Origin of the sequence: Yersinia proxima, assembly GCF_902170785.1 — a bacterium.
GTDB lineage: Bacteria > Pseudomonadota > Gammaproteobacteria > Enterobacterales > Enterobacteriaceae > Yersinia > Yersinia proxima.
On record NZ_CABHYG010000011.1, the window covers coordinates 454,063 to 461,565 of the forward strand.

A 7,503-nucleotide genomic window follows, 5' to 3' on the forward strand; every position below is an offset into this window, starting at 1 on the left:
GGATATGCTTAATCACAATTTCCCCATTAGTACTACTAGTGAAAATATTTAATTACTTGATTTAATATCTATGTTCTTTCGCCACTTTATAATTTCATCTATCTGATTGGCACATATATCTAAAGCCAGCCCACGCTGTTTGGCGAGAATTGCAATGTCTCGCCATGTATTACCTGATAATTTAGGTTTGTTACACGAGATTAGTAATATATCTGCCGGGTACTTATAAATGAATTTTGTTTGTTTTCTTTCATTATTATTACTGCAAGATGTTAAAAATATTATCAGGGATAGTATTATTAGCACATTGCTCACGGGATAAAGCATGTTGAAGTTGTGTCGTTTCCGCATCGACTTTCTTCTTTAGTTGCTGATCAAGTAATAAGTAGCGCTCCGTAACAACCCAATTTTCAGACTCATTAATCCTAAAAGTATTGATTGTATCCGCAAGCAGTTCATTCTTAGTATTCGCCATTGCCAGTGCGACTTTTTGTTTTTTGTTCTCATTAAAAAGACTATTTATACTCAGTAGGAGAAAAACGGCAAAGCCTCCCAAAAAAATCATGGCTATGGACTGTATTTTAATAATAGTCCAGTTCATATCGGATACTCTTTGAACGGAAGTTGGAAGTGTGGGCCATCTTTTAACGATTTCCAATCCCCTCCCCATTCAATAGGGATATTCAATTCTTTAGCTGCTGACTTCATTGTGTTAGCAAGTCGTTCATAATATTGCCACTCCCAACTTATTTTTCCATCAATATAAACAGCAATATCAATGGCATGACCTGAAAGGTGGCGACTATTAAATGTCTGACTTGCACCACTAGTAAATAACTCTTTTTGCCTGGAAATAGAACGTAAACCTTCGATAATACCAAAGTCTACGGTGCTAATTTTCAGAGCATAATGTACAATTTTAATCAAGTCCGGATGGACATCTATTAAATTTTGTTCGCTTCTTTTGCTTAGCTTGAAATTATTCATCATTCTTTTTTCCTATGTTAATATTTTTTTCTCCAAACCTCCATCTGACTAATTTAGATATGTAATCAGTTCCCATATAACCAATAGTGACACTTGATAAATATGCAAGGTCAGTGGTTACATCAATGAAAACGAGTAGGTCGCGAACTGAAAAAGCAATAAATAAACATATTAATGCATCAAAAAAACAGTGTTTTAATGGCTTGTAATGATATCTCCCACGCAACCATGCAATTATTCCAGCGATCGCTCCATAACCCATATCAGTAAGGTTTGATAATGATGAATCGAGTAATTGTGATATTAAATTTATATTATTATTCATTTGGGTATCTATAACTTTAAATAATAAAAATACTTTTATTAAACTATAAGAAAATTATTTATATCGACTGCTTAATAGCGAGCAATCGATCATGGACTTAAATCTTACTTTAAATTAATTTTTTCCATGGATAAGCATCTGTGGGGTCAGCAGTTCCTGGTTCAGCTGCGTATGTCCACCATTTCGCTTCCCAATTATCGCCTTTCCAACTTACTCGATCAGAAGCAATATAAGTCGCCTCTTTTTGCCACTCTGGATAATCTGGAGGTGATACTACAGAAATAGAGTGCGATACAGTAGCATGGTCAACGCCATCAGTTACAGAAAGCATAAACTGAAGTTTTTCCATTGAGCTGTTAACTGATGGGACAATGAAACTAATGACAGATTTGTCCTTGGCATCTGGATTTACAGAGTCTGGAGTTATCCAAGTGAACTGCAATGATCCTGGGGTGGCAGATGAGCTGTTTTCACCTGAAAGAGTCACTTTGTCTCCTATTTTGGAAATAGTAGGCCCCGTGATTACCGTTCTTATTGCTTCAATTGGTGACGGAGTGACATTGATACCTTTAAAATAGAAAGGTGACATATCAATGTTTTGCTTAACAACAGGGCACTCTAGCCCCTCGCGTGCAGCATTAACAAGTAATCCTTGGTCTTGATCGGCTGTCCAGGTAAAGATGCCTCCCAAATTTTTATTTTTTACATATTCCGCTTTTGCTTTAACGGTTCGAGGAGTATCAATCGAAATAAACAGTGAGGACTCTGGATTATATAAGTAATCAGCATCCGCCACTTCATCTGTATATAAGTTAAAACCATTTCTTCCTTTTCTGTTCTCCAGGTCTAAATAATTATTGATTATGTCATACCATTCAGTTGAACCAGAATCAAATGTGCCAGTAGTATTGCCATCACCAGGATTATAGTTACCACTTAACGGTGATAGAGTGCTTAATTTAGCCATTTTTGCATTTCGTGAATATCCTGCGTAGCCGATATTGATAGCCTCTGCAGGTACACCTTGTGCGAGTAGATAGTCAACTGCAGACTCTACACTATAGGAGGTTTCGGGTGTTGAATGTAAATTAGTATGATGGGTAACTAATTCAGACCACGGGGTTCCAAAGAAGTCATATGTCATGACATTCAGTCCATATAAACCTGCACTGATTAATTCTGGGATATTTGATTTGGCCATAATTGCAGGGATGGCAGAGCAGGCGATGCTTATTTTTACATCTGGCCGATTAGCTGCAACCAGCATACCTTTTAACTCTTTAATTAAGAGGGCATAGCATTTTCCGTCATTTTCATCGAAAGGATTATTATTACCTGCTGAACCAGGATATTCCCAATCAATGTCAACTTCTGAGAACATAGGGAAACGAGTGAAGATATCTACTACGCTACGGCAAAATACCTGACGAAGATGAATATCTCTCACCATGTCATGGAAAGCATTACTCATGGTCCAACCACCGATACTGAAAGATAAAGCTAGTTCGTGGCCTTGCTCAAGAGCTTTTCTTTGCAAATCTCTCAGCCCGCCGAGTACTCCCATAGCGTTGAGCTGGTTAAAACCTTGTGGCATAGGAATATCCTGATAAGCAGGAAATCCACAATTACGGTAAGACTGACAATCTCCCCAAGCATCGATAAATGATGCCTCACCTGGGTAAAAACGGCCAAATAAAGGTGACTGTTGAGCAATTAGTTGATGTTTATCACCTTGATCGCCAACAATTCCGCAGAATCCGATGATCAACTTGTCATAAGCAAGTGGATCAACCAGAGCTAAATCAACGCCACGTCCGCGTAAACTTTTTTGCTGATTATTATCTAGTCGGCCATCATATTGTGACCAATCAGTATAATAGCCTATAACTTTAGCTCTCCCTTTAACATTATATTTGTTATAAACACTTTTCGCGACACGTGCGGATGTATAGCTATAATTATTCGTCTCAGTTTTAGCTGAAAAGCCATCTAAGTCATAAGACTTCTCTGTGGCCTCATCATATTGAATTAACAATGACATATTGACTCCTACTTATGATTAAGTATATGGGAAATTTAGATAACAAAAAAATTAAAGATAAAGCTAATAAAACTACTATACGTCTATATCAATTATTCTCCTGAAGCAAAATCAGTATATTTAAAAATAAAAACACAACAAGTAAAATTATTTTATTAGAAGATTAAAATTTACTTATTACATATACAAATATGGTTGCATCTGTATTTAATATTAATAACGAAATCAGATATTGTTAATTTCAAAAAATGAACATTTCGTAGTGATACCGCCAATAGGTTGAGTTTTATCTACAATACGGAGTTTGATGGCTAGTAGAGTGAAAGTGTGCGCTAAGAATACAATGAAGTACTTTTCACTAGATCTAACGTTAATATTTGTCCTTATCCCTCCCCGTAAGTCATTACATATGTGTGAAAACAAATGTATAAATTAACTTTATCTCCGATTGCCCAGTATTCGGTCTTGGAATTTCCATAATGCATCCACGCCATTGCAATTTTTCAAAAAACTCATCAGATGAAACCCATCTGAATATCATTCTGCAGCTGTGAGAGCCCTATAAACTGTGTGTTTGCAGACTTTATAATATTCTGAATGAATCCCTGCCAACGAGATGATGCCATTTTATTGGCGAATAGCAAATATGACCACGAGCGGTAAGGCTATTAGCTTCTAATACATTAAGAATTCCTTCTCGCATCTGTTTTTCCATATTTGACTAAAGAGGGTAAGATAAGCTAAATAATGGGAAGGAATTGATGAAGATGCTCTCAGGCTATGACCCTGCATTATGTTACAGTTCTGTACCGAACTTGATGAGATATTGTCTATTGTTGTTGACCGGCTCACAGCTAATTCTGTTCAATGGCAGACTTGTAATGACAGAATGTTATTTATGCATGTAGATTTGACGTGTTGTTACAAGTATCTACTGGAAACTACTACTATTGCACCGAAAAGTCGCTATGGTGCTATAATGTCATTATGTCGTGGTTTACTGAATTCTATCGCCTGAACAGAGGTGATATGTTTACCTCAGGACAACATCGGTCATCCAATGAAAATGGAAAATTAAATATAAAAAAGGCTACCGTGCTCTTTATGTCAGACTTCCTGAATAGCTCTTGTTAATTGGGAATATCAGGGTGAATGATTTCGTGGGGGGATTATGTCATGTGTTCGGTGTTAATCGCAGCAACTACAAATAGTGGCGAGGGGGCTATGTCCTATAATGCGGTGATGAGCTTTAGTTGGTCACTATAATCAGTTACATAATGATGGACTAATAGTTTTAGGAATATTGCCATACGTGGTTAAAATAGGGTGCGGATTTTATCATTTGGAATGAAAATGAATAGCTATTTTACCTGGCCTCAAAATGAATTCGTGGAGGTAACACAGGTACACTAAGTGATGGTATCGCGTGGAAACTCCCAATGAGTATCGACATATCTGAGATAATTAGCTGAATGCTCATGGCAGTGCTAATATGGTTTTTCCCATCCTCGGGTATAGCATTTAACTTAAAAATAAATGTGGAGTGGCCGACGTTGACACTGTATTTAGCTAGTATCTCCCGAAAGTTGCGATGGCTGGTATCATGTTTGCAATATCAAGGACGGCCAAAAATACATAGAGATTTTAAAAATTCCTGTTAAATGGCTTTTTTTAATATAAAGTAGATAGCTACGCTATTTGCAATAGAAAACTCTTATATACCGATTTTTAACAATGATTGTGGGCCAGATATAAAAGTTTGGTGCCGCGATTTTTATATCAACTCCCTGCCGCTGTCTATTCTATCTGTGTACTTGTATGAAGAAGTTGGCGATGGAGTTCGGGATGCAGATAAAGCCCAATGGAATTATTAACGTTATACTTCCTGTAAATACTCACTCTATGTGAACTGACTGTTTTATAATTAATTCTAAGGATGTTAGCTATTTCACCATTGGATAGTCCTTTTAATAAATAGTATATCACTTGTCCTTCTCTTTTGGTTAGTTTATGAAGTTTTTTTGATTTTTTATTTAATTTTAATTCGCCGTCATTTATTCTCTGGTTTGATATGAAATCCTCTAATGTTTTTTCTAATAGAGCTTGTGCTGAACTTTTACATATGAAAACGACAGGGATTTTTTTTAATTCAGAAAAGTAATTTAAACTATTTCTATTTTTTAAAATCAAAAATAGTTTGAACCTTTTTTTTCCTTTATTTAAAACAAGAATCATATCAAGCATGTCACTTTTATCGATATTGTCAGCATCAAGAATTATGTGTGCATTATCAGTCTCAGATATTACTGTGTTAAACTCAAAGAGTGTATAGCAGATTTTTACTTGTGTGTCATGCCCTCCAAAATTTCTATCAAAGATATCCGTTATTAGTTTTTTAAAGTAAAATCTAATTAAATCGTGCTTGCTGAATATTATAATGTTAGACATGTGTTACCTCATGTTATTATGCCATTGTTTCCATTGAAAATATGTTGAGTAATTCATTCCCAGCTAAAGCATGAAGGGAATACCCTAAAACTTGAACAGTTAAAGAATGGGTTGTGAGTCAATTGGTATTATGGCTAAAAAATATCTTTTCTGCATTAGACTCAGTCTTAACCTTTCTATATTAACCTGAACTATAAGATAGTGTTTGTTGCAAAGGAGATATTTTACCCCTTATTAATTGAATATCACTAACATCTCCTCCGCCGCTGTAGCATTTCCTGTGGGCGGATTCGTACCACCAGAAAATAATCGTCGGGTTATTTAATTGTTAATCTCTTCTGAGGGCTCTGTTGCTATAATGCTCTTGATTTTGATCGGAGTATTATTAAAGGTGACATGCTCCACATCGATTCAGTTTGCTATATCACTACCTTTTAGTGGTGTTTCGTAGTTATTCACGCCCACAGTAAAAGGTTTCAGAGTGGTGGCTATCGTAGTTGTTAGAGAAGTAAACTGGCTTTTGTATAGTTACCCAGATTGACGTTATTGGTGGATAAGCTAACATCGCAGGTTGATGCAACAAGGTTAGCCGTGATGGTCATCTGGGCATTAGAAACAGCCAGTAATAACAGCGTTACCTGGAACAGAATAAATATATTCTTATGTATGAAGTGTTCTTGTTTATTAAGAATCTTATTTCACGGCTATTCATGACGAGTATGACAAGAAATATAAAGATATGGCTTGATTTATTACAGAATAGGTTTGTTTACTGGATTATTGCTAATGTGAATTGGATAAAGGATCTACCATTTTGGTAGGACATTCTATTAACTGCTATTGGGTGTTGTACTGTCCAAATGTCTGTGTGGAATGAAACAATCCAGCGCATTAAAACTTAAGGAAAAATTAAGAATTAAGATCAAACTCATAAGTGCCGTTCTTCCCGTATAACGTTCTGGTAGTTTATACAAAATAGAATGTTAATTTTATGTCGCATTCTATTTGCGGTTTTGATCAGATTTAATTTTGAAAGGAAACTTTATTTCTTCATATTGTGCTGATTATATTTAATTTGCTGTTGCTGTTGCTGTTGCTGTTGCTGTTGCTGTTGCTGTTGTTTCTAAAACTCATAAATTTAACTTTATGAAAATAATACACAAAGACCATTTGAGTTTATATATCACAGAAGTGATAACTGAGATGGTGTCGAGATAGAGTAATAATGGTCATGACTTAATCAATTAAATAGGTAGTCAGTGGAATGACCGTCCAAGAAAGCGTTGGCTGGTGTTACGACTGAAATCTTACTTTCTTCTGACGGTCTCTAAACCAGTAGGCTTCTGTTCGAGGGTTTCTAGCTTGATTAACTCTGTTTTTACTATGATTTTTTTCATTGTTAAGTATTTGACTTCAAAGGTGATAATATTAATTTATTATTTCTGTAAAAATATGATGCTATCAAAGCCTTCCTCTGTCTCTGACGGAATGTCATCATTCAGATGAAGTAGCTACATGGCTCTCTTCACCTTATTTGCGAACAATATCTTCCATGCAACATCGATCAGTACAAAGTGAGTTACATTTCATTTATCTGCAGTTTGATCCCAGCATACAACTTTGTCTCCATACAACATTGTCTCCATAATACCCTTAGCCCTTAGCCCTTAGCCCTTAGCCCTTAGCCCTTAGCCCTTAGCCC

General features: G+C 35.9%; 6 protein-coding genes and 1 pseudogene. 1 reads left to right on the forward strand and 6 read right to left on the reverse strand.

From position 1 onward, the window contains the following. Positions 1-48 precede the first annotated feature (48 nt). From lysC to FTB31_RS10995, 5 genes are all read right to left on the reverse strand, one after another. The gene (gene lysC / locus FTB31_RS21640) at positions 49-351 is read right to left on the reverse strand and encodes an Rz1-like lysis system protein LysC (protein WP_431333587.1); all 303 of its coding nucleotides are present in this window, start codon (positions 349-351) and stop codon (positions 49-51) included. Next, a complete protein-coding gene (locus FTB31_RS10980; protein ID WP_227731373.1) occupies positions 260-601 on the reverse strand; it encodes a hypothetical protein in 342 nt (113 codons plus the stop codon). Before FTB31_RS10980 ends, lysC begins: the two co-directional genes overlap by 92 nt. Then, the gene (locus FTB31_RS10985) at positions 598-990 is read right to left on the reverse strand and encodes a M15 family metallopeptidase (RefSeq protein ID WP_227731374.1); all 393 of its coding nucleotides are present in this window, start codon (positions 988-990) and stop codon (positions 598-600) included. Before FTB31_RS10985 ends, FTB31_RS10980 begins: the two co-directional genes overlap by 4 nt. Beyond that, complete coding sequence (locus FTB31_RS10990; protein ID WP_050077235.1) at positions 980-1,312, reverse strand: phage holin, lambda family; 333 nt, start codon at positions 1,310-1,312, stop codon at positions 980-982. The genes FTB31_RS10985 and FTB31_RS10990 overlap by 11 nt, the downstream gene beginning before the upstream one ends. Positions 1,313-1,421: 109 nt before the next feature. Next, on the reverse strand, positions 1,422-3,353 hold the full coding sequence (locus tag FTB31_RS10995) for a glycosyl hydrolase family 18 protein (protein ID WP_227731375.1): 1,932 nt from the start codon (positions 3,351-3,353) through the stop codon (positions 1,422-1,424). A gap of 1,082 nt (positions 3,354-4,435) precedes the next feature. Between FTB31_RS10995 and FTB31_RS11000 the strand changes: the two are divergent. Then, positions 4,436-4,561, forward strand: a pseudogene (locus FTB31_RS11000) (IS3 family transposase); the annotation flags it as partial. Positions 4,562-5,150: 589 nt separating this feature from the next. Here FTB31_RS11000 and FTB31_RS11005 read toward each other — a convergent pair. Next, positions 5,151-5,801, reverse strand: coding sequence for a response regulator transcription factor (locus FTB31_RS11005; RefSeq protein ID WP_077175263.1), 651 nt, complete (start codon positions 5,799-5,801; stop codon positions 5,151-5,153). Between the last annotated feature and the right edge of the window lie 1,702 nt (positions 5,802-7,503).

Coding starts and splice junctions, on each gene's coding strand:
- FTB31_RS10985 (WP_227731374.1), bottom strand. CDS start 990: ATGATGAATAATTTCAAGCTAAGCAAAAGAAGCGAACAAAATTTAATA.
- lysC (WP_431333587.1), bottom strand. CDS start 351: ATGCGGAAACGACACAACTTCAACATGCTTTATCCCGTGAGCAATGTG.
- FTB31_RS10990 (WP_050077235.1), bottom strand. CDS start 1,312: ATGAATAATAATATAAATTTAATATCACAATTACTCGATTCATCATTA.
- FTB31_RS10980 (WP_227731373.1), bottom strand. CDS start 601: ATGAACTGGACTATTATTAAAATACAGTCCATAGCCATGATTTTTTTG.
- FTB31_RS11005 (WP_077175263.1), bottom strand. CDS start 5,801: ATGTCTAACATTATAATATTCAGCAAGCACGATTTAATTAGATTTTAC.
- FTB31_RS10995 (WP_227731375.1), bottom strand. CDS start 3,353: ATGTCATTGTTAATTCAATATGATGAGGCCACAGAGAAGTCTTATGAC.